The organism is Brakhagea slesvicensis, assembly GCF_052161625.1.
Taxonomy (GTDB): Bacteria; Planctomycetota; Planctomycetia; order Pirellulales; family Pirellulaceae; genus JBKCUI01.
The window spans coordinates 5,517,232-5,539,413 of sequence record NZ_CP197412.1 but is presented as its reverse complement, the minus strand read 5'-3'; the positions used below and the strand labels follow the sequence as shown (position 1 = coordinate 5,539,413).

The window sequence follows — 22,182 nt, the reverse complement described above, 5'->3', positions numbered from 1 at the left end:
GCATGACAAGTCTTTTCGCTCGATCGAGTGGGTTGATCCTCCATATCACATCGCTCCCGATACTCACTGCCCCCCACGGCAATGAGCATCCGGGAAGCGACGGAGTTTGGGCGGCAGGGGATGTCGGATCGGGCGATCTTGGCCCGAGCGCCTATGAATTCGTAAGGTATCTCGCAGCGGCCGGGCAAAAGTGGTGGCAGGTTCTACCGTGCGGACCGACCGGTTATGGTTTCTCCCCGTACCAATCCCCCAGCGCCTTCGCCGGCAACCCTCTCTTTGTCAGCCCGGCGCTTTTGGTCCGAGATGGATTGCTCAAATTGGAGGAATGGCACGATGCCTCGAGCCAGCACCCTCAAGATCTGCCAAAGGATCGCGTGCAGCTGGAACTATCGGCCAGCAAGAGGATGGAGCTGTTGAGAATCGCGTTTCGACGATTTCAGAACCAGCGGCACGACCTTCATGGCGAGTTCGATGCGTTTCGCCATCACCATCGAGCTTGGTTGGATGACCATTGCCTTTTCACTGCATGCAAAATTGCTCATCAAGATCAATCGTGGGTTTCGTGGGAGCAACCTCTAGCCCGTCGCGAGCACCATGCCTTGGCGGCTTGGCAGGACAAGCTACGGGTTGCGATCGAATTTGAAGCCTTCATTCAGTATTTGTTCGACAAGCAGTGGCTTCAGTTACGGCACTACGCCAAATCGCAAGGTGTCCAGTTGATCGGGGATATTCCCATCTTCGTCGCCATGGACAGCGCTGACGTCTGGTCGCAGCAACATTTGTTCGAACTGGACGACTTCGGAAATCCAACAGTCGTCGCGGGTGTCCCTCCGGATTACTTCTCCGCGACAGGGCAACGCTGGGGCAATCCTCTCTATCGATGGGATGTACACCGACAGACGCAGTACGATTGGTGGATGCGTCGGTGCAGTCGTATGTTAGAGCAATGCGACCTCATCCGCATCGATCACTTCCGGGGTTTTGAAGCGTATTGGGAGATACCGTCTCATATGTCGGATGCCCGGGTTGGGGAGTGGAAGCCAGGGCCTCGCAATGACTTTTTCGAAGTCATGACGCAGTATTTAGGTGGTGGTGAATTACCGGTGATCGCTGAAGATTTGGGGTTCATTACCCAAGAAGTACACGATCTTCGAGATAGGTTTCATTTCCCTGGGATGCGGATCATCCAGTTCGCATTTGGAGCAGGCGATAGCAACTCGCTCGATCTGCCCCATAATTATCCAAAGCATTCGATCGCCTACACGGGCACACACGACAACGATACGGTCGTGGGCTGGTTTAACAGCAAAGAGGGAGAGGGAAGCACGCGCACGCAAGAAGAGATCGATCGCGAGAAATCCTTCGCGTTGCGTTATTTGAATTGCAAACCCGAGCAAATACATCTTGGGATGATTCGCTCGATTTGGAGCAGTGTTGCGACCATGGCTATGGCGCCTGTGCAAGACGTTCTGGGACTCGATGCCCTTTCGAGAATGAACACGCCTGGGACCTCGGTAGGGAATTGGACTTGGCGATGTCCCCCGAATGCGATGGACCCCTCCTCTGCCGCTTGGCTCGCCGACATCACGGATGTGTATGGGCGGAAAACGTAACGTTGAATGGTCGCCTGTCGAACGGTCGTCCTCGACCGTTCACCTCTTTTGTCCTGAAAGGACTCAACCCCCGGCTACAAGCTTTGATCTTTTCAGGATACATGGCCCAAGCGACCGCTAGACCTGGGGCTACTTGAGGCCGGTACCGAGGGTACGGCCGCTGAGGGCGCCGCGGACGCCAACTTGGCCGGGGTCTCGAGCCACTTTGTCGGTGAAGACGCGCACGTCGTCGACAATCGGTTGCAATCGCGCTGTAATTGCTTGCACGTTTTCCGATGCCGCTTGGATATTGCGCAAGGTCGCGGTGGCTTGATGATACAGCTGTGGGTTTTCGACCAATTGAGCGATCGTTCCATTGCTGTTGTTGAGTTTGTTGGCGAAGACGCGCAAGTCGCGTGAGAGCATGTCCAAGTTGCCGAGAAGATTCGTCGCTTGCGCGACGATCACGTCGCTGTTCTCTTTGATGGGTTCGGTGATCTCCGCGATATTCGCGATCGCAACGTTCGCATTGTTCACCGCTTCCCGCACGTTCGCGCCGATCCCTTCGAATTCCTTCCCGAGGCCTTCCAGGCTACCGCTGAAAGTCTCAAAGCCCTTGAGTGTTCGCTGGGTTTGAGCAAGCGTCGATTGTGCCTCTTGGAACACGTCGGGCAATAGGTTCAAGCCGCGTGCGACGGCGTCGGCGATTTTGGCTTCTTCGATTTGAGTCGCCACGCGATTGATGGTCCCAACGGTCATGTTGATGTTATCCAAGGTGGATTGGGCTGAGTCGGCCAAATTGCGAATCGGGCCAGTTCCGGTCCCTAATGCTTCTTGGATGGTGGCGGCGATTTCTTCAAAGCGTTCGAAGGCGGGGCCAACGGCGGCTAACGCTTCCTGCGGATCCTTGGCCACTTCACCGCCGTAAGAGTAATACAGGTCGGGGACTGTTCCTTGCGATTCCAGCCGTTCCATCTCGTCTAAGATTCCGTCTTTGGGCGTTCCGACACTTCCATCGAATCGTTTGAGAAGCGAATCCTGTGTGGGGGAGACAAACTCGATCGCTGCATCCCCTGTGATAAGCGACTCGGAGACGATCATAGGCATCTCCAGTCGTTGAATCGGAAATTTCTTTTCCAGTTCCAACGTCACGTCGACACCTTCGAAGCCTGGGCGCAGGTAGACGTTGGAAACTCGCCCGATGAGAACGCCTGATTTGCGAACAGGCGTGTCCACCTTCACCTTGGGTGCCCGAGGGAAGTTGATCGTGACACGATACCGCTCGACCCAAAACGCAGGGACGGCGCCGAAGTAAGCCACCAGCATGATGCCGATGATCGCGGCAGCCAGGACGAGCACACCGACACTGAATCGATAGTTGTTTTCTTCCATGATTTCGATCGCTCTCGTGGTTCGGGCGTTATCGGGGAGGTGCATGCGGATTGAGGGAATCCAAATCCCCTCGACCTTGCTGTCCCAACATCTCCATCAATCGTTCGCCAGCCTCCCCCATCACAAATTGCTTCACCCGCTTATCGCGAGTGAAATCCAATTCCGAGGGTGGACCGTCGAACAGAATCTGACTTTCACCGGGCTTCAAACGTGAATACGGGTAAAGCATGATAACTCGATCCGCAACTTTTCTAGCCGAATGCATGTCATGGGTCACGACGATACTGGTGACTTCGTAACGCTTTCGGGTACGCATCATCAGTTCGTTGATCACATCGCTCATGATCGGATCCAGGCCAGTTGTTGGTTCATCATAGAGGAGTAGGTCTGGCTCCAAGATCAGTGCCCGGGCCAATCCGACTCGCTTTCGCATGCCACCGGAGAGTTGCGATGGTCGTTTGGGCAATACGTTGTTCGGTAACCCAACTTCATTGAGGCGTTGTTGGATCAGTTGGCGTTCCGAGCTTCCATGTGGCATTCCATGTTGTCGGATCGGAAAGGCCACATTTTGTTCGATGGTCATGCTGTCGAACAGCGCGGCATTCTGAAAGACGAATCCAAATCGCTTGCGAAGCGCCGTCATCGCATGTTCATCAAGGGATTGAATGTCGTAGCCGTCAAACGCAATCATCCCGCGCGTAGGGCGAATGAGCCCCACCAATGACTTGAGCAACATCGTCTTGCCGCAGCCGCTTTCCCCGATAATGGCAACCGTTTGGCCCCGAGGAATGGAGAGCGAAATGTTATTGAGCACGATCTGCTTTCCGAACTGCAAATACAATTCGCGGGTCTCGACCAACGGCTGAGACCCTCGCGTGGCAGTCGCTAGGTTTGCAATCAAGTTCTCGTCCATCAAAACAGCTTCGACCTTCCAGGCCATAAGGCGAAGTCAATCGCATTGAGCATCAAATTCATAATGATATCCAATGCCAGAATCATCACAAAACTTTGCACAAAGGCGGTCGTCGCGGCTCGCCCAACCCCGTCGGCTCCGGGCAAGCAATGGAATCCGTGGTAGCAACTTACCACCGCTATGATCGCTCCGAAGATCACGCTCTTGAAGATCCCTGAAAAAAGATCGAAGCCATCCACAAAGTCGCGGCTATTTTGCAAGTACTGCGCATGGTCGATTCCCAAGACGATCACGCTATGGAAGTAGCCACCTACAATCCCCATGAAGTCGGCCATGATAGTCAAGGCTGGAATCAAAAGGACGCAGGCCAGAAAGCGAGGGACTACCAGATAGTGAATCGGGTTCGCCCCCATACTGATCAGTGCATCGATTTGTTCGGTGACACGCATCGTTCCGATCACCGCTGCCATCGCACTACCAACGCGTCCCGCGAGCATCGTCGCGGCAAGGACGGGGCCAAGCTCTCGAACCAGGGACATGTTGATGACCGCCCCAAGTCGGCTTTCCATACCCATGTTACGGAATTGCTCATAACTATGGATTGCTAGCACCATGCCGATAAAGGTTCCGGTCAAGGCGACGACGGGCAGGCTCAATACGCCCACCGCATAGAAATTGGGAAGTAGCGTTTCTTTTTTGGGTTTCGCAGAAATCATCCATCCCAGCATCTGCCATGCGAACAGGGAGATATCTCCAAGCGTCGAAATGGCACCGACCACGACCCCACCCCAGGCGGTTGCAAGCCGCACAAAGCTCTGTTTCAGCCTCTCGAGAAGAGGATTGGGTCGGTATTCCGCTGGCGCCATACATCTTGTATCGAGCAGGCAAGCCGCGTAACTTGAGCCGACTTTACCGGTTGTGCCAGTTTTTCAGCCTGTGCCGGTATAGGTTTTTCGCTGACGACTATGGATTGAGAATTCCCTTTGCCGCGATTGCCATGAGACCAATGAAACCCATCCGATGCGCCTTCTTGACCAAGCAGCATGGCATTTATGACGGTCAAGACGATCCGCTCCTAGCAAACGCCTTGGAGCGACGCGGCTGGTCCATTGAAGCGGTCGACTGGAAAGACGACGAAGTTGCATGGGAGGATTTTCGCTGTGTGCTCATTCGCTCTCCATGGGACTACTACCTCACGCCGGATCTTTTTCTGAAGAGGATCTCGGAGATCGCCAAACGTTGCGGCGCGTTGCTCCACCCCGAGTCGATCATCCAAGCCAACATCCACAAACGCTATTTAACCCAGCTAGGGAGTTTTCAAGATTGGGTGATCCCGACCGAGATCCATCCGAGCAAAGAATTATCGGCTCTGGATTGGAATGCCCTATTTCGTCGATTCCGATGTGACCGGTTGATTCTCAAGCCGGTGGTAAGCGCGGGAAGCTTCCGTACGTTGGCCGTCCATCACAAGAACCTGCGCGAACAACTCCGCACAATCGAAGCTACCTTTCAGGACGAGTCAGTTATCTTGCAACCCTTTTTGCCCACGATCTGTGAGGACGGCGAGCACTCGCTCGTGTTCCTGGGGGGCGAATACTACCACTCGATCCTCAAACGTCCTAAGTCGGGCGATTTCCGTGTGCAAGTTCAGCATGGAGGTATATACAAACGCTGGGAGCCAGACCCATGGCTGGTCGCTTCCTCCCGTGTCTTGCTGGAGGATTTTCAATCCGGCACGCTTTACGCGCGATTGGATTGGGTCCGCAATCCAAATCCCGATAGCCCCATTCCTTATTTGCTCATGGAGATCGAAATGATCGAGCCTGATCTTTACCTTCGCTACACCGAGCGCGGCGTCGAACATTACGCCGATCTGATTGTGAAGCGACTCGATGCTTGAATAGCGCCCCCTTACCTCACCCGGAATAGTAGCGAGAGGCGAGTGGCGAGTGGCGAGGCGGGAACAATCAGGACATAGGTGGCGCGGTTCCTCTCAAATCATTGACTCACGATGAATCAAACGGTTGGATCTGGTAAGAACATGCTTCTAGTAATCCAGCATGAGCGTAGCGAATGCTGGATTACTAGAAGCGGCCGCCCACGCCAGGCTTGTTTGTAGTGGGTTGCCCAATGCTACGTTGTCTATGGCCCTTGGCCAAAAACCCATCCGTGCTCCATGCTCCATGCTCTCGCGTTATCGGGTTGGTCGATTCGCTGATAGCGTGCATGCGGGGGAAGCCGTCGAGGACGACGGCACTACATTGGGCCCTCGCCCCCCCCATTTGTGGTTACAAAGCGTCAGCGAGGAAACTACAATTCTCACCTTAGATTCCATCTACCCCTCCAGCCCTCTCTGAACGCAATGACCGCTTCTAACTTGAACAAATACTCGTCCCGCATCACGCAGCCCAAGAGCCAAGGGGCTTCGCAGGCCATGTTGTACGGCACAGGGATGACGCCGGAGGACATGAACAAAGGGCAAGTGGGGATCGGGAGCGTCTGGTACGAGGGGAATACCTGCAACATGCACCTCTTGGACTTGGGCCTCCAAGCCAAGCAGGCGGTGGTGGCCGAAGGTTTGGTCGGCATGCGATTCAATACCGTCGGGGTGAGCGACGGGATCAGCATGGGGACCGAGGGGATGTCCTTTTCCCTCCAGTCTCGCGATTTGATTGCCGACTCGATCGAGACCATCATGGGAGCCCAGTGGTACGATGCCTTGATCGCTATCCCCGGATGCGACAAGAACATGCCGGGCTGCTTGATCGCCATGGGACGCTTGAACCGCCCCTCGCTCATGATCTATGGTGGCACCATTCGTGCCGGCAAGTGGAATGGTACATCGCTGGACATCGTCTCGGCATTCCAATGCTACGGACAGTACTTGGCCGGTCAGATCGATGAAGAAACGCGTGCCAACATCGTTCGCAACTCTTGCCCCGGCGCGGGAGCTTGCGGTGGGATGTACACAGCCAACACCATGGCATCCGCCATCGAAGCCCTTGGGATGGCGCTCCCTTACTCCGCTTCGATCCCCGCCGAAGATCCCGCGAAGATCGACGAGTGCGCGCGAGCCGCCAAGGCGATCAAGTTGCTCATGGAAATGGACTTGAAACCGCGTGACATCATGACTCGTGCTGCTTTTGAAAACGCGATGGTTGTCGTGATGGCTTTAGGGGGTAGCACCAATGCCGTCCTCCACTTGATCGCTATGGCCCGGAGTGTGGATATCGATTTGACGTTGAAGGATTTCCAGAATGTCAGCGATCGCGTTCCCTTGTTGGCGGACCTCAAACCGTCCGGCAAATTCGTCCAAGAAGATTTGCACTCCATCGGTGGAACGCCAGCGGTGATGAAGTTTCTTCTCAAGGAAGGGTTCCTCGACGGCAATTGCATGACCGTCACCGGCAAAACATTGGCTGAGAATATCGCCCCACTTCCCGATCTGAAGCAGGGACAAAAGATTGTCCAACCGTTGTCCAACCCGATCAAATCGACCGGACATATTCAAATTCTCTTCGGCAATCTCGCTCCCGAGGGAGCCGTGGCGAAGATCACAGGCAAAGAGGGACTATTGTTCGAGGGCCCCGCACGTTGCTTCGATAGCGAAGAGCTGATGCTCGAGGCCTTGGAACAAAAGAAGATTCAAAAGGGGGATGTGATCCTCATTCGCTACGAAGGTCCCAAGGGGGGCCCCGGGATGCCGGAAATGCTCACCCCTACCTCGGCCATTATGGGTGCTGGATTGGGTTCCGACGTAGCACTTCTTACCGACGGACGATTCTCGGGCGGGTCCCACGGCTTCATCGTCGGACACATCACACCGGAAGCGCAAGTTGGCGGGCCATTCGCCTTGGTTCGCGATGGCGATATCGTCACCATCGATGCCGAGAAAAACGTGCTTCAAGTCGCCGTTTCGGATGAAGAAATGGCGAAGCGAAAGGCTGAGTGGAAGGCGCCACCTTTGAAGGCAACTCGTGGTACACTGTACAAGTACATTAAGAACGTGAAGAGCGCCAGCGAAGGCTGCGTCACGGACGAATAGCCCTTGTCCCAACGGAGATCCGTTACAATTGTCTACGGGGAATCCTTCACCACTCAGTTTCCTTTGCCCGCAATGCCAAAAAAAGCTTCGAGCCCCCTCGAAGCTCGCTGGCCAGCGGCTGGCTTGCCCGCAGTGCAAGAATACGATCGTCGTTCCCGGTGCCCAGCCCAAGCCTTCCGATGACGAGGAATGGCTCAATCTCGATTCCGGGCCCGCCGACATCTCAGGCCAGAAAACAGTTGCTCCACCCGCCGCGTCCGCTAGGACCTCTCCATCCCAACCCGACGCGTCAGCGAGGGAAAATGCTGCCTCAGCGCGGGACGATGCTGCAGCCACCCCGAGCCGCCCCAGCCTATTCGACGACGATCTACCCGAGCTTGCACCACTGGTCGAGTCCGCGCTCCAGACCAATCCGAACGGAGTCCCGTCCCCCCCGGGTCGCGCAGCTCCAAAGCCACCTTCGAACGGAGCGCCCCCATCGACCACCAAGCGGCCGAGTCCCACCCTCGACGAGTTCGACGACGACTTTCAGTTGTCACCGATCGAGCCGGCGAAACCGAAAGGCCTCCCGATCGGGCTTGAACTTCCCACGGGTGCCCCAGCATTGGCCGGCGTGCTCGACGACATTGTTTTGTCCAGCAGCGCGCTGGATATCGGAAGCGATTCGGTTCGCGAAGACGAGTTCAGTTTCGGGTGCAAGGTTTGTGGCACTCGCATGATGGCTCCGAAATCTCGGATAGGCAAATCGGTACGATGCCCCGATTGCTTTTCGGAATTCCTCGTCCCAGAGCCCAAGGTCCCAAAGAAACAGCGTACCGTCGTCTTGGACCATGAAATCGCTGACGTGAAGTTCGTGCGATCCGATGCGAACTCGGTTCGAGACTCGAACACTTCCAAAGCCCGAACCGACGAAATGATGGAGAAGGCGCGAGCGGAAGTCGACGCCGAAGCAAAGGAATTGGAGGGACTCACCGCTTCCTTCGATTCCCAACGTTGGATCTCGCTCCTGTTCTGGTTCTGCCGAGATCCGCTGCTCGTCTTTATTATGATCTTCTTCGGACTGTTCTGCGCCATTTGGTTTCCCATGGTGACGGCAGCACCCGAGCTTTTTCAAGCCACGGAGAGGCTTGGAGTCATTTTGCAAGCTGTCATCTTCCTGGTTCCTTGCGTGCCCGTCTTCGGCTCCTTATTAGCCTTGGGCATGTGCGTCCTCTCGACGGTGGCGAATCAATACCATCGCATCCAAGACTGGCCTTTTACTCGAACGGGTGAAATGGCAGGAGAGGTGATCATGGTGCTATCATCCCTGGCGATCGCCTCCATTCCCGGCGGCATGATCGGGACTGGTTTGGCATCGATTGCAGGGAGCCATATCACCACGGCGCTATTTGGCCTGCTGTCGACTTGGCTCCTGTTCCCCTTCTTCTTGTTGAGCATGGCGGACAACAATGCGATCACGGAGCCATTTTCAAAGAATGTGCTTGATTCTTTCAAAGCCAAGCCGGACGCTTGGGGGGCCATGTACCTGCAGACGATGCTTGCGTTCGGGTTTCTTTTCATTCTCAATGCGTGGGCGCTGCGGGACGGAATCGTAGGCGAGATCGCCATCGGACTGTTCATGCCCTTCACCGTGTTGTTCGTGTTCAACCAGTACGGTTTATTGGCTGGCCGTATCAGCGATATCACCGGACTCGGTTTCACCGGCGACTTCAGCTCAGAAGAAGCCGACTAATCGCTACCAGGAATTAACAACTTGATGCACCCTTTGTACCACCGTTGCGTCGCTTTCGTCTTCGTCTACTTCGCGTTTGTTGGGTGGGACGGAAATTCTTTATCGGGGCGGTCCCTGGGGCAAGATGAACCAGCTCCCAATCTTGACTACCCTTCTTCCAAGGCGGTCGATCAAGTCGACGACTACCATGGCCAGAAAGTAGAAGATCCCTTCCGATGGCTCGAGGACGTTGACAGCTCGGAAACAAAAGACTGGGTAAAGAAACAGAACGAACTGACATTCGGGTACCTGAAAGGGATTCCGGAGCGAGAGTCTCTCGTCAAGCGTCTGGGCGAGCTCTGGAACTACGAGCGCTATGGCTTCCCCACTGTGCATGGTACGACTTGGGTGGTTTCGCACAACAACGGCCTGCAGAATCAAAACATTCTTTACAAGGCCGCCGAACTCGATGCCCCTAAGGAGGTTTTGCTCGACCCCAACACCCTCAGCTCCGATGGCACAACCTCGCTTGCGGGATACGAGGTGAGCAGCGACGGAAAGTGGCTGGCATACGGTCTTGCGAAAGCGGGAAGCGATTGGAACACCTGGAAGATCCGAAACATCGAAACAGGCAGCGATCTGGTAGATACGTTGGATTGGATCAAATTCAGCACCGTCGCTTGGACGAAGGACAACGCCGGCTTCTTCTACAGCCGTTATGACCAGCCCAAAACGGAATCGGAGTTCACCGGCGCCAACTACTTTCAAAAACTCTACTATCACAAGGTGGGTACTCCCCAATCGGCCGATCTCCTTGTCTACGAACGAAGTGACGAGAAGGAATGGGGGTTCCGACCGAAGGTTTCGGACGATGGTGCCTTTCTCATCGTCGCGGTCTGGCGCGGTACGGAACGCAAAAATCAAATCTTCTATGCGCCGATCGAGGCAGGCTCCGTTCCTGTCCAAAAAGACTTTCGAGAGCTTCTAAGCGGCTTCCTTGCCGAATACGAATTCCTTGGCAACGATGGTGATCTCTTCTATTTTGAAACCGATCGGGACGCTCCCAAACGCCGTATCATCGCCATCGACCGAATCCAAAAAGAGGAATCGAAATGGAAGACGATTGTCCCTGAATCGGCCGAGTCGATCGAAGGGGCCAGTCTGATACAGGACCAATTTTTCGTCACCCTTCTCCAAGATGCCACGAGCGTCGTGCGGCGGTACCAAGTCGATGGGACACGCCTCGAGGATTTGCCCATTCCTGGACTTGGGACCGTAACCGGGTTCGAAGGGAAGCGGGCTTCGAAGGAAACATTTTTCTCGTTTACCAACACCATCACCCCGCCGGCAATCTATCGAGTCGATTTATCCGATGGTGCTGTGAAACCATGGCGTGAACCGAAGATCGCGTTTGACCCTAAAGAGTTTGTAACCGAGAGGACGTTCTATACCAGCAAAGATGGGACACGGATTCCTCTCATTCTTTCGTACAAAAAGGGATTCCTTCGAGACGGAAACGGACGTGCCTTCCTCTATGCCTATGGGGGTTTCAATATTTCGATCACCCCTACGTTCTCACCTGCCAATCTTGCTTGGATGGAGCAAGGTGGAGTGTATGCGGTGGCGAACATTCGAGGGGGTGGAGAATACGGTCGGGAATGGCATGAATCGGCTATGCTCGATAAGAAGCAAAATTGCTTTGACGATTTCATCGCGGCCGCGGAGTATCTCATCGCCAATCGCTACACGAATAGGGATCGTCTCGCGGTGCACGGTCGCAGCAATGGGGGATTGCTGATCGGTGCGGTCATGACGCAGCGTCCCGATCTTTTCGCCGTGGCGCTCCCTGCGGTTGGGGTGATGGATATGCTCCGATTTCAGAAGTTCACCATCGGATGGGCTTGGGTGAATGAATTTGGGAGCAGCGATGATCCCAAGCAGTTCTCGACGTTGCTCTCCTACTCACCCCTTCATAACCTGCGACCTGGAACACGTTATCCTGCGACGATGGTCACCACCGCGGATCATGACGATCGAGTCGTGCCAGGTCATAGCTTTAAATTCGCGGCTCGTCTTCAAGCTTGCCAAAGTGGATCGAGTCCGGCCTTGATCCGCATCGAGACGAGTGCAGGGCATGGCGCGGGTACACCGGTTAGCAAATTAATCGAAGCGGCTGCGGACATGTGGGCTTTCGTTCTACATAACACGCGCGAGCCTTCTAAGCCATGAAGGCGAAGCGACCCAAATCGCGCACCTTAGCCGACTTTCTCAAGCGAGGAACCGACGCGCCTGCCCCCGATGACTTTCACGACGATCCCAATGCGATCGAAAGCATCGAACTGACACTCGAAAAGCATGCTGCGCGCGAGACTTCCTCCCCATCTCGAGCGAAACCTAGCGATGGAACGAAAACTAGCGATGGAAAAGGTGTCAAGAAGAAAGCCTCGAGTCGGGCTTCTTCGAGCACTCGCGCTTCCGACGCAGCGGTCGAATCCTTTGATGCCGAAAGGAAGCGAGCCGATCGGGCTGCCCAAATCAAAAAGTCCGAGAAATTGGACCATGATGCCAAAGCGATTCAGCTCCGCGCAAAAGCAACGGAATTGCTCGATGGCATTCTCGACTTGAAGGGATTCGAAAACACCCTACGGAAATGGAGTCGAAACGATCCCATCTGCTGGGAAGGGGCCTGGCTCGGAGCGGTCGCACCCATTACGGCTGCAACCTGGCGAAAGTTCCAGCGCCCCATTTTGGTCGTCCTCTCGCAGCATCAAGATGTGGAGATCGTCGCGCGCGATCTCGATTTCTTTCTCGAACATAGCTGCGAAGTCTTTCCACCTGCATCGGATGAAATCGCAGAGGACGCATTGCAGCAGGCGGAGGTCATCCAGCGGCTCCATGTCCTCTCGCATCTCCAATCGTACGCAAAGAATTCCAAGCAACTCGATGCACCTGTGATCGTCACGACCGTCCAGGCGATGATGCACAATGTCCCCAGTCCATCGCAGCTGGAGCACGACCGACGAAGCCTTCGCGTTGGTCAACGCGTCGATTTGGCCAAACTGAAAGGGTGGCTTGCGGAAAACGGTTACCGAACGACTACCAGTGTGCAGATGGCAGGCGAGTTCACCGCACGAGGTGGAATCCTCGACGTCTTTCCTCCCGATTGCAGCGAACCTCGGCGCATCGAGTGGTTCGATGATGAAATCGAATCGATCCGATCTTTCGATCCGATGACCCAGCGATCTTCCACCCGGCTGGATCAAGTCGATTTGATTGCAGCGGACGAGGCGATCAAAGACGAGGCTTCGTTTCTGGAGTTCTTGCCGAAGGAGACGATGGTCCTTGTACACGAGCCGATCGCGGCCCTGCACCATGCGGAAGCGTATTTGGCTCGAATCCCGTTCCCCGAGCGGTTTCGCAAGCCGACCGAGATTTTGACGGTACTGCAGCAGCATGCCGTCGCGCAAATCACGCAGCTGGCTATCGAGGGTTATACGGGGGAACTCCTGCAGGTACCCATCGGTGATGTGCAACGGATCGGCGGCGAGATGGAAGGCCTCTCCAAACAAGTCGATCAGGCCCTTGGAAAGAATCGGACTGCATTGGTCGTTTGCATCAATGAAGGAGAGCTTTCCCGAATGCACGATCTGATGCAGGGGTCCCAAGCATATCAAGAGGGACGCGTTCTGCTGGAGTTGGGGCTTTTGAGTGCTGGATTCGAACTGCCTCCGCAGGGTGCGTTCGTACTGACCCTCAATCAGATGCTTCGCCGCTCCACCCTGCGACGATCTTCGAAGCGGCATGCTTCCCGTGCCATCGATAGCTTTCTGGATCTCAAACCGGGTGATCTGGTCGTCCATTTGTCTCATGGCATCGGTATCTATCTCGGGATGGAGATGATCGAGAAGCATGGACAGAAATTCGAACACTTGACCATCGAATTCGATGGCGGGACCAAGCTCTATGTGCCGACCACCAAAATCGATTTGGTGCAGCGTTACGTGGGTGGGACGAAAACGCGTCCGAAGCTCGCGAAGATTGGCGGACAAGCTTGGGTGCGGCAAAAGAAAGCTGCCGAAGAGTCCGTGGTCGACATGGCGGCGGAGTTGCTCGAACTGCAGGCCCAGCGACGCAGCATTAGCGGCATCGCCTTCAAACCGGATTCGGTATGGCAAACGCAATTCGATACGTCGTTTCCCTATGAAGAAACCGCGGACCAACTCACCGCCATCGCTGCGACAAAGGCCGATATGATGTCGACCCGACCGATGGAGCGATTGCTGTGCGGCGATGTCGGCTTTGGAAAAACGGAAGTGGCGATGCGAGCGGCCTTCAAGGCTGTGGAGAGCGGCTATCAAGTCGCTGTCTTGGTTCCCACCACAGTCCTGGCCGAGCAACATTACAAAACGTTCAAAGCTCGCATGGCCGAGTTTCCATTTGAGATCGCCAAACTCAATCGATTCATCTCCGCGAGCCAGCAGCGAGAAACACTGAAGCGGCTCGCTCGCGGGCAAGTCGATATCGTGGTAGGAACCCATCGAGTCGCCTCGCTGGATGTCAACTTCTATAACCTGGGCTTGCTCATCATCGACGAAGAACAAAAGTTCGGCGTCGAGCTGAAGGAGCGGCTCAAGCGGTCGAACCAAAACGTGGATGTGCTGAGCATGTCTGCGACTCCGATCCCGCGGACGCTTCATATGTCGCTCGTCGGGGTGCGAGATATTTCGAATTTGGAAACGGCACCCGAGGAGCGAATGGCGGTGGAAACGCGAGTCGCCCGCTTCGACGAACACTTGATCCGAAACGCGATCCTTCGCGAACTCAATCGGGACGGTCAAGTCTACTTCGTTCACAATCGTATCGAGGATATGCCCGTCCTCTTGTCGCGTCTGCAACGCATCGTACCAGAAGCTCGGATCTTGGTCGGACATGGTCAAATGGAGGAGGGGGTGCTCGAGCAGGTCATGGTGGACTTCATCGAGCATCGAGCCGACATACTCTTGGCCACCACCATTATCGAAAGCGGATTGGACATCCCCAACGCGAACACCATGTTCATCGACGAAGCCGACCGCTACGGGCTTTCCGAGCTCCATCAATTGCGAGGACGCGTCGGACGCTACAAGCATCAGGCTTACTGCTACCTCCTGGTCGACAAACGCAAACACCTCACACCCGACTCCGCGCGACGACTGCATGCCATCGAAGAATTCTCGCAACTCGGGGCGGGGTTCGGGATCGCCATGCGAGATTTGGAGATTCGAGGAGCCGGTAACTTGCTGGGTACCCAGCAAAGTGGCCACATCGCCGCCGTCGGTTATGAGCTCTATTGCCAACTGTTGGAGAACGCTGTTCGAGAGCTGACCAAGCAGCCGCAGAAGCTGGAGATCACAGTCGAGTTGAATGTCCCGATCGAAGCCTACTTGCCATCGGAATACGTTCCTGAGATGCGACACAAAATCGATATCTACCGCCGTCTGAGCCGGATCCAGAGCATCCAATCCATCGACGAGATCAAGCAGGAGTTGGAAGATCGCTTTGGCAAACTCCCTCCCCCCGTGGAACGACTACTCGCCGTTTCACAGCTCCGCATGGATGCCACGATTTGGTCGATCCAATATGTTGGAATCGAAGATGAGTTTCTGGTCTTTCACTACACCGACCGCAGCCGTGTCGAACAGCTAGCAAAAAAACACAACGGTCGGCTCCGAATCGTCGACCAAACCAGCTGCTATTGGCCATTGCGTCCCGAGAAGCCCCAGCCTCCAAGGGGGACGGCAGCCGAACCCATTTGGCGGCGTCCACGGGTCGAGCCCAGTCAACCGACGAAAGTCGAGCCTCCCGAACCGATCGAAAAGGTCATTCAAAAGATCGATTTGCTCGCATTGCTTCAATCCATCTTGCAGCTCTAACCCCGGATGGATTAAAAGGCATGCAGAATAAGGCCATGAGCCGCAGGGCGCTAGCCCCCGGTTCAACCATCATCGCCAAGCCACGGATAGGCAAGACATGCGAAACCAGCACCAACGTTTCCAGATTCTCTCCCTCGCAACGTTCTTTGGCTGGCTCCCTCTCGCTTCACTCGGCCCCATTGCGTTCGGCCAAGCCCCATTGGCCAGTCCCCCAACCTCAGGAATGCCAACCTCAGGAATTCCAGTGGCGGGGCTTCCGCCGGAAGGCCGCACCCTGGAGCAGCCCGTTTTCATCGCGTCGCGAAATGTTGGACTGACGAATAGTTCGCCCACCAACATGGACTTCTCGGAATACATTGACGATTCGGTTGGGCAAGCTCCCGCGGAGTCGCGACTCGACTTGAAGGAGTTCGCAGCGGGGGATCTCGTTGCTTGGGTTGGCCGAGAACCTGTCTTGGTCGGTCACATTATCGACCCAAAGAAAGCCAGCCCCGAGGTCCTTCAGAATCCAGCCTTCGAGCCACAATTGCGGAAGATGTTAGCGCAGATTGTCATCCGAAAGGCACTCGCGCAGCGTTTCATCGATGAGCAGGTTGCAGGCAAATCGCTCAAGGAACGAGAGGCTGCTTCGTCGCAGGTGAATCGGAAGATCGCCGAGATGTTTTACAAGGAAGCGTTGCCCGACATGATGAAGCGCCAAAAGTGCGAGTCGGAAGAGGAGTTTCATCTGCTTCTGGAAAAGTCCAATCGAACCGTTCAATCCTTGCAACACGAATGGACCGAGAACATGCTCGCGTCGCAGTGTGTTCGAAGCAATGTCGCCAGCAAACCGGTCATCGAGCTGAGCGAAATGCAAGACTACTACGACGATCACATCGATGAATTCAAACGCAACGCACGCGCTCGTTTCGAAATACTGACCGCGACCTTCACCAAGTATCCCACCAAAGAAGCCGCCTTCGACGCAATCCGCGAAATGGGGAATCAAGTCTTCTTTGGCAATCCCTTTGAAAACGTAGCCAAATCCATGTCGACCGGCTGGACGGCGAGCCAGGGGGGCAAGATGGATTGGACGAATAAAGGGTCTCTAAAGAGCAAGCCAATCGATGAAGCGATCTTCTCCATCCCGCTCGATAAGCTGAGCCTAGTCATTGAAGATTCCGATGGGTTCCATATCGTTCGTGTGGTCGAGCGAACCGATGCCATGACGGTTCCCTTCTCCGATGTGCAGTCCGAGATCCGCAAGAAGCTAACGGAGGAGAAGACGAAGCAGATGGAGAAGGAGTTTTTGGAAAAGGTTCGATCCGAGACGGCGATCTGGACCCGATGGCCCGAAGACTTCCCCGGTTCCCTGCCACTTAGCCAACTGTACCAGTGACCCGCATGATTGCTTCTCCACGGGCCTTTCCCAATGTGAACATTCGTTCGATGGCCTTCCATGGCGTGCGGATTCTATTCGCATTCTTTCTCACTCTTGCGCCCGCACCTCTCTTTGCTCAGGCCACTCAACGTTCTGCGGGGATCGCCGACGGGTCCCTTCGCGATTGCCAAATGCTTTCGATTGACCGCGCGGTTGCGGTTGGGGATAGAGGGTTGATACTCCTGACGACGACGGGTGGTCGCACTTGGTCGGTCCAAACACCACGAACTTCGGCGACCTTGCACGCGGTCGATTTCTTCAATGAAAAGCTGGGTGTCGCGGTGGGTGGTTCCGTGGAGCCAACTACCCATCGAAGCGTTGGCTCGCTGTTAACGACCGAGGATGGCGGCCGGACTTGGAAGAAGATCGACATCGATCTCCCCAGATTGACGGGAGTCCGAATGACGGGTCCGGGTCGAATGTTGGCTTGGGGCGATTGGTCGTTGCCGTACCAAACCGCCGCCTTCGAATCCAACGATGGCGGTCGAACGTGGCTATCGATTCCGGTACCCAGCGGACATTTGCACAGCATTGCTGCTTACAAGAATTCATCGAGCAACGAGTTTGAATCGGTGCCACCCCAACTCATCGCTGTGGATCGATTGGGTCGATGTTTCGTTTCGTTCGATCGCGTGACGTTTCAACCATCGGGTCTCCAACTTTCACCCTATCAGTCGATCCATTTCTGCGAGTGTCTCGATGGCGTTTGGTGGGTAGGAGGTTCAGCCGGCCAGCTGTACCGAAGCGCGGATGGGCAAAGGTGGGAGCAAGTGTTCGTGCCTGGCAATCCTCGCGATTACGAGTTGATTGATTTCCACGCCATCGCATCCAGCGGTGATACGATTTGGTTGGTCGGGAATCCGGGCAACGTCATGTGGCGTTCGACGGATCGAGGGGCCAATTGGAGCGTCCTTCCCACTGGCCAGCGATCCGTTCTGCGAGGTCTCTCTGCTTTGGATCCCTCGGTACTCCTCGCATGCGGAGAAGGTGGTTCGATCCATCTATCGCGGAACGGAGGAGAGGCGTGGATGGGGGTGCACAGCGCAACGACGCGAACTTCTATTCTGAATATCGCCGCGACGGTCGACTCGATCGCTTGGGATCTACTCGCTCATGTTCACCAAGAATCGCGTCAAACGGTGTCGGCGGTGGTGGTCCATGACCAACGTATCGAAGAGCGTTCGAGCCATCTACCAGAGCCAGCCCAACGGGTGGTCGAGGCAGGCAATCACCTAGGACTTCGCACGATCGATGTATGGCGTCCCTTTCCGGTCAGCAGCCAAGAATCGATGCCTCGCCAGTCGGATCTCACCTACTACCAGTCCCTCGGAAGCGTCACGACACCTCCCGAGTCGGCATTGATGAGACGGCTGATTCAGACCATCCGGCGCGAACAGCCCGACGTTGTGGTGACGGAATGTCCTTACACAGGTAACTCCCTTCAAGGCCGATTATCGGAGGCGGTAGAGCTCGCAATTGTATGGTCATCCAGGCGCGAATGGACACTTTTCTCGGAGGCCAGCGGCATCCCCAATGAAGTTTGGTCCGTGGATCGCACGATCCAACGGGGGACGCGAAGCGGCGGGATGCAGTTTCCACGTTCCATGTTCTTGAAAAGCTCTGGATCCGTGCTTGGGGAAATCGTGACTCCGGTGCAGAACATGGTTCATAGCAATCCGATTCGACTGGGTCGCACAGGGGAAGAACGGATCTATTACCGAACGCTGGATGGTCGCAAAGGAGTACTCCGCGATCCCTTGGAGGGATTGCAGCGCCGGTTGGGTTCGCAGTTGGTCGATTCCCCCATGTCGATTAGCAGCTCGAGCATGGTTCGCAAAACGGCGGTCTGGTTTGAATATCAAGAATTTGTTCCGGCCTCGAACGCCAATCCCTTGGTCCGGGATCGCATCTGGGAAGAGCGATTGATGGACGCCATGAAGGGTGTCGAAACGGTCAATCAAGCCCCCATTCTTCTGGAAATCGCCATCAAGAATCGGCAGCTTGGTCACTGGAACTACTGGTCATCCGCGCTGGAATTGCTCTTGGGAGTTGACAAGCGGTCTTCGTATGCGGAAGCGGCAATGAGCGAGCTGATGCGATTTCATGGAAGCATGGAGGTGCAGCAAGTTGTTTTGAAGCGAATTCAAAATATGGATCGGCGGGAGGAAATGGATGGCGTCTCCACCGCATCCACCACGACCATTTCTTCACCCTTTGCACGCGGGAACGATAGTTCGCCAGTGCAACATGCCAGCTACTCGCATGCTCCGCGTCGCATACCCATTGCGGTCGGATCGGGATATCCCGAGTTCTATCGGTTGTTGAGTGATTTCCCAAGCGACTGGAGTCTGCTGCGAAGGACACCGGAGTGGGGCTGGCTCATCGCATCCCGCTACCGCGCGTTGAAGGAGCGGGAGATGATCGCAACGCCATCCCAGGGGAACACCTTCTACGATGCATTTTGGCCGACCCCCAACGCCATGCTCCTAGGCTGGCGCAGCACTCGGACTCAAGAGGAAGCATTATTGCGTTCAGTGCAGACACAGGATGATGTAACAAGTCCTGTTGGGTTATTGAAGATGCCGACGACGCCGGCGCGACCCTTTTTGGATGGTGTGCGGGACAGCGAGGGCTGGAGCGAAGGACCGCAAGTCACGTTACGGGACCCGTGGGGCGAGCATGGCGGGGTCACTGAGATGTATTTCATGCAAGACGACGAGTTCGTCTATGTCTTTTGCCAAGTAGCCGAGAGTTCCAGTGGCGAGACGGCATCTGTTTCGAACGAGCGACGGTATGACAGTGTGAAGGAGGAGCAAGAGCAAGTTCGCTTGCGGATCGATTTAGATCGGGATTATGCCACCTGGTTTGAGTTTGTGTGGAACCGCCAGGGGGAGACCAGTGATCGGTGCAACGACTTGTTAGGATGGAATCCGAATTGGTATGTTGCTGTGAAGGAGAATGGTGGGAGTTGGTCGACGGAGATCGCGATTCCCAAGTCGGAGTTGATTGCCGATAGCAGCAATCCCAATGCAGGAGTTGCATTGGATTCCACGTCGCGCGTGTGGGCATTGAACGCCATTCACATTCAGCCCGGAAAATCGACCCGCACCATCCCCCCTGCCGTCTCCGACCAATTCCAAACCGACCATTGGACCCTCATCGACTCCAATCCGTAAGAGTGAGAGGCGAGTGGCGAGTGGCGAGTGGCGAGAGGCGAGTGGCGAGGGGCGAGTAGCGAGGGGCGAGTAGCGAGGGGCGAGTAGCGAGGGGCGAGTAGCGAGGGGCGAGTAGCGAGGGGCGAGTAGCGAGGGGCGAGAAGGCCAATGTAGAGCCGTCGTCCTCGACGGCTTCCCCCGCTTGCACGTTATCGGCGACTCGACTAGCCCGATAACGCGAGAGCATGGAGCATGGAGCATGGAGCATGGAGCATGGAGCATGGAGGGTTTTTTGGCTGAAGGCCATGCACACCATAGCCTAGGGCAACGCCCTAGGTTTTGCCCCCCGACGATCTGATTGGCTGAAGGCCATAAACAAAACCGTGGCGTGTTAGGGGCGATTGCACAAATTACCGAACCAACGCATGTTCCTCGCGTTCTGGTCTTTTGCCTGAAGGGCATGCACACCGTAGCCTATGGCAACGCCCTAGGACCAACGCCACCACACGGCTCTTTTGGCTGAAAGCCATAAACAAAACCGTTGCATGCCACCACGCCTTCGACCGGATGCGAAACCGTCGCCCGTTTGGTATCCCCCGGAATCGTGACGGTTCGGGCGAGGCCTAGTAGTGGTTGGCCTTCAGCGAAAAGAAACCGTCGAGACGACTGTTCTACAATCGATCCTGAGAGGATCAAAGCTTGTAGCCGGGGGTTGAGCGCGAGCGACACCCCCGGTCCCCCCCACACCCTCTTCGATCCCGAAGGGATTAAAGAAACGCCATGGCTCGATGAACAACGCGAAGACGTTCAGGCGTGCGGCTTGCATCCCGTCGGGATGCACAATCCTTGGGGAATCCACCGGGGGTATCGCATACGCTCAACCCCCGGCTAATGGCTCAAGTCCTTTCAGGACAAAAAGAGAAGAACGTTCGACATTACGCCCCCTGCTCCCTGCTCCCTGCCCCATGCTCCCTGCTCCCTGCTCCATGCTCCCTGCTCCATGCTCCCTGCTCCCTGCTCCCTGCTCCTCGCCCCTCGCCCCTCGCCCCTCGCCCCTCGCCACTCGCCACTTACTCACAAATGAAAATGCATGGTCTCTCCAAGCCCAAGCTTTTGCCGGATCTCTTCAATGGCTGTGACGGTGGTGAGGTAATCGAACTGCTGATCGATGCGACTGATCAATCCATCGCGGAAGAAGAAGTGAACGTTCACCCAAATGGGGGGAAGCTGATGCGCGTAGAAACAAAGCGTATCTTCAAATTGCGCTGCCACCCTCCCTTCCCCTGTCAAGTAAGTCGTGGCCAACGAGGAAGGGCGACGCGTGAAGAATGAAAAGAACCGATTTAAAAACGTTTGAAACTCTTCCTTGCCGTTATAAACTCCCGCCAATTGGAGAACGGACTTTTGAGCAGGAACGTTGAATACGAAATCGGGAGCCAGAAAATCGCCGCAATGCGCGAGCATGTCGACTCCATATCCGTCATAACTCTCGACGAACGTTCTAGCTAATAGCTCCTCACTGTAAATCAACTCCTTGGTCGAGATCGGGATCTCGGCATTGGAAAAGGTCTGAGCAAGATTCTCAATCGTCTCCATACTCAGTGTCCCGCCAGCTTCCGCTTTGCGGATCACACGTTCGCAATACCCCGCTCGCTTTCCCAACTCGGCTTGGGACCATCCGACTCGACGACGAAGATTGCGGAGAAGTTTCGAATTCACGGCGTGAAAACGGGATTTTGTCATCACTGGAAAGGCGTTCCTCGCTAGGGGGCTAGCTATGCGATTGGAGGGCTACGTGGGCAGGATCCATTGGATTCTGCGAACGGATAATAGGGCGAGCGGGCTTTCGCATCCGGACGGTCCTTATTCCTGCGCAGCTTCACAGATGCAGCACAGTCCCAGCCTGTCTCGAATGCGAGAGGTCAAATCGAAAACGGTGAGCATGGAAGTAGCCGAGAAAGACGCAATGTGCCATCCCTACGGCGTGTGCCATTCCCCAACCACCTCTTAAACTGACTATAACCGCCATTTCAATCTCGTCC

The 22,182-nt window shown here is 55.5% G+C and carries 12 protein-coding genes; 8 read left to right on the top strand and 4 right to left on the bottom strand.

The features are described 5' to 3' along the window. The first annotated feature begins 2 nt into the window (after positions 1–2). On the top strand, positions 3–1,613 hold the full coding sequence (gene malQ, locus SH467x_RS20950) for a 4-alpha-glucanotransferase (RefSeq protein ID WP_482369040.1): 1,611 nt from the start codon (positions 3–5) through the stop codon (positions 1,611–1,613). A 129-nt stretch (positions 1,614–1,742) separates the two neighbouring features. Here the strand turns inward: malQ and SH467x_RS20945 are convergent, their stop codons facing one another. From SH467x_RS20945 to SH467x_RS20935, 3 genes are read right to left on the bottom strand one after another with little or no spacing between them, the layout of a single operon-like run. After that, positions 1,743–2,984, bottom strand: a complete 1,242-nt coding sequence (locus SH467x_RS20945; RefSeq protein ID WP_482369039.1) for an MlaD family protein — start codon at positions 2,982–2,984, stop codon at positions 1,743–1,745. Positions 2,985–3,012: 28 nt separating this feature from the next. Beyond that, positions 3,013–3,924, bottom strand: a complete 912-nt coding sequence (locus tag SH467x_RS20940) for an ABC transporter ATP-binding protein (RefSeq protein ID WP_482369038.1) — start codon at positions 3,922–3,924, stop codon at positions 3,013–3,015. Then, complete coding sequence (locus SH467x_RS20935; RefSeq protein ID WP_482369037.1) at positions 3,897–4,763, bottom strand: MlaE family ABC transporter permease; 867 nt, start codon at positions 4,761–4,763, stop codon at positions 3,897–3,899. The genes SH467x_RS20940 and SH467x_RS20935 overlap by 28 nt, the downstream gene beginning before the upstream one ends. Positions 4,764–4,903: 140 nt before the next feature. Here SH467x_RS20935 and SH467x_RS20930 point away from each other — a divergent pair, with 140 nt between their 5' ends. The 7 genes from SH467x_RS20930 (at position 4,904) to SH467x_RS20900 (ending at position 20,161) form a co-directional block, all read left to right on the top strand. After that, positions 4,904–5,797 (top strand): ATP-grasp domain-containing protein, encoded by an 894-nt coding sequence (locus SH467x_RS20930; RefSeq protein WP_482369036.1) that lies wholly within the window; start codon positions 4,904–4,906, stop codon positions 5,795–5,797. 462 nt (positions 5,798–6,259) lie between these two features. After that, positions 6,260–7,942, top strand: coding sequence for a dihydroxy-acid dehydratase (gene ilvD / locus SH467x_RS20925; RefSeq protein WP_482369035.1), 1,683 nt, complete (start codon positions 6,260–6,262; stop codon positions 7,940–7,942). A gap of 28 nt (positions 7,943–7,970) precedes the next feature. Next, on the top strand, positions 7,971–9,674 hold the full coding sequence (locus SH467x_RS20920; RefSeq protein WP_482369034.1) for a hypothetical protein: 1,704 nt from the start codon (positions 7,971–7,973) through the stop codon (positions 9,672–9,674). Between the two features lie 24 nt (positions 9,675–9,698). Continuing rightward, entirely contained in the window at positions 9,699–11,882 is a 2,184-nt protein-coding gene (locus SH467x_RS20915; protein WP_482371405.1) for a prolyl oligopeptidase family serine peptidase, read from the top strand. Further along, positions 11,879–15,565 carry a transcription-repair coupling factor gene (gene mfd, locus SH467x_RS20910; protein WP_482369033.1) on the top strand — a complete coding sequence of 1,229 codons (3,687 nt, stop codon included), beginning with the start codon at positions 11,879–11,881 and terminating at the stop codon, positions 15,563–15,565. Before SH467x_RS20915 ends, mfd begins: the two co-directional genes overlap by 4 nt. Positions 15,566–15,662: 97 nt before the next feature. Next, positions 15,663–16,943: a peptidylprolyl isomerase gene (locus SH467x_RS20905; protein WP_482369032.1), complete on the top strand. Its 1,281-nt coding sequence runs from the start codon at positions 15,663–15,665 to the stop codon at positions 16,941–16,943. Between the two features lie 5 nt (positions 16,944–16,948). Beyond that, positions 16,949–20,161 (top strand): hypothetical protein, encoded by a 3,213-nt coding sequence (locus SH467x_RS20900; RefSeq protein WP_482369031.1) that lies wholly within the window; start codon positions 16,949–16,951, stop codon positions 20,159–20,161. Positions 20,162–21,214: 1,053 nt separating this feature from the next. Here SH467x_RS20900 and SH467x_RS20895 read toward each other — a convergent pair. After that, positions 21,215–21,883, bottom strand: coding sequence for a helix-turn-helix domain-containing protein (locus tag SH467x_RS20895; RefSeq protein WP_482369030.1), 669 nt, complete (start codon positions 21,881–21,883; stop codon positions 21,215–21,217). Positions 21,884–22,182: the final 299 nt, after the last annotated feature.

What these genes read in the sequence shown, in the direction of transcription:
- SH467x_RS20940 (WP_482369038.1), bottom strand. Translation starts at nt 3,924, where the DNA reads ATGGCCTGGAAGGTCGAAGCTGTTTTGATGGACGAGAACTTGATTGCA.
- SH467x_RS20895 (WP_482369030.1), bottom strand. Translation starts at nt 21,883, where the DNA reads ATGACAAAATCCCGTTTTCACGCCGTGAATTCGAAACTTCTCCGCAAT.
- mfd (WP_482369033.1), top strand. Translation starts at nt 11,879, where the DNA reads ATGAAGGCGAAGCGACCCAAATCGCGCACCTTAGCCGACTTTCTCAAG.
- SH467x_RS20930 (WP_482369036.1), top strand. Translation starts at nt 4,904, where the DNA reads ATGAAACCCATCCGATGCGCCTTCTTGACCAAGCAGCATGGCATTTAT.
- SH467x_RS20935 (WP_482369037.1), bottom strand. Translation starts at nt 4,763, where the DNA reads ATGGCGCCAGCGGAATACCGACCCAATCCTCTTCTCGAGAGGCTGAAA.
- SH467x_RS20945 (WP_482369039.1), bottom strand. Translation starts at nt 2,984, where the DNA reads ATGGAAGAAAACAACTATCGATTCAGTGTCGGTGTGCTCGTCCTGGCT.
- SH467x_RS20915 (WP_482371405.1), top strand. Translation starts at nt 9,699, where the DNA reads ATGCACCCTTTGTACCACCGTTGCGTCGCTTTCGTCTTCGTCTACTTC.
- malQ (WP_482369040.1), top strand. Translation starts at nt 3, where the DNA reads ATGACAAGTCTTTTCGCTCGATCGAGTGGGTTGATCCTCCATATCACA.
- SH467x_RS20900 (WP_482369031.1), top strand. Translation starts at nt 16,949, where the DNA reads ATGATTGCTTCTCCACGGGCCTTTCCCAATGTGAACATTCGTTCGATG.
- SH467x_RS20905 (WP_482369032.1), top strand. Translation starts at nt 15,663, where the DNA reads ATGCGAAACCAGCACCAACGTTTCCAGATTCTCTCCCTCGCAACGTTC.
- ilvD (WP_482369035.1), top strand. Translation starts at nt 6,260, where the DNA reads ATGACCGCTTCTAACTTGAACAAATACTCGTCCCGCATCACGCAGCCC.